Origin of the sequence: Microbacterium sp. SA39, assembly GCF_000967865.1 — a bacterium.
GTDB lineage: Bacteria > Actinomycetota > Actinomycetes > Actinomycetales > Microbacteriaceae > Microbacterium.
The window spans coordinates 1-1,097 of sequence record NZ_JXRU01000005.1; the positions used below are offsets into that span (position 1 = coordinate 1).

1 protein-coding gene is annotated in these 1,097 nt (G+C 64.4%); it reads right to left on the bottom strand.

Features of this window, described 5'->3' with window-relative positions; genetic code table 11:
• Nucleotides 1-982 (bottom strand): IS481 family transposase (locus RS85_RS00025; RefSeq protein WP_082087415.1); only part of this gene is annotated, 982 nt, incomplete at its 3' end.
• Nucleotides 983-1,097 lie beyond the last annotated feature (115 nt).

The window sequence follows — 1,097 nt, forward strand, 5'->3', positions numbered from 1 at the left end:
TGTGATGTCCAGGCAGGTTGTTGAGTCTGCTGATGGGTGGGGCTCCGACGGCGGAGTGGTGCCTGTGATGATTGTAGAAGTGGATCCAGCCCGGTAGGGCAGCGCGTCGTTGGGTCTCCGATTCGTAAAAGCGCGCGTAGGCCCATCCGTCGGCGAGGGTGCGGTGGAATCGTTCGATCTTGCCGTTTGTCTGCGGGCGGTAGGGGCGGGTGCGTTTGGGGTTGATGCGGAGCTCAGCGCAGGCGTCGCGCCAGGCGAACGAGCGATACGCCGATCCGTTGTCGGAGAGGACGCGTTCGACGGTGACGCCGCGATCAGCGAACCAGGCGACCGCGCGTTGGAGAACACCGACCGCGGTGGCTCCCTTCTCGTCCTGACAGATCTCGACGTAAGCGACCCGGGAGTGGTCGTCGATCACGGTGTGCAGGAACGCGGTGCCCAACAGTGGTGCGCGACGATTCCCGCCGCGGGTCTTGGTGTTCGCTCGGTTGCGATCGCCCTGCGACTTGCCGACGTAACGCCAACCGCCCCCGTCAGGGATGTTGCCGAACTTCGTCACGTCAACGTGGATCATTGACCCGGGATAGTCGTGTTCGTAGCGACGAATCGGCTCGCCCGTGACCCGGTCGATATGCGAGAGCCGGTTGATGCGGCACCGAGTCAGCACCGCATGAACGGTCGAGGCCGGCATGCCCAGCTCGCCCGCGATCTGAGCCGGGCCGAACCGTCTCCGCCATCGCACTCGCACGATCTGCTTCACGACCTCGGGCGACGTCTTCGTCGGCATCGACCGGGGTCGGCTGGAGCGGTCGACCATTCCGGCCGGCCCCTCGGCGCGATAACGATGCGCCCATTTGCGCGCAGTGATCGGCGAGACCATGAACATCTTCGCCGCGACCGTTGCCGGCCACCGGTCCTCAACGACGAGCCTCGCAAGCCGGAGACGAGCGCGCGGAGTGAGAGCAGCGTTAGCGTGGGACATGAAGGCCTCCTGAGTGCGGAAAGTGGTTCCTAGACAGCTCCACTCTCGCAACAGGAGGCCTTCACCTATCCGCAAATCACACGCGATTCACGCAACAACGTCCCTGGACATCACA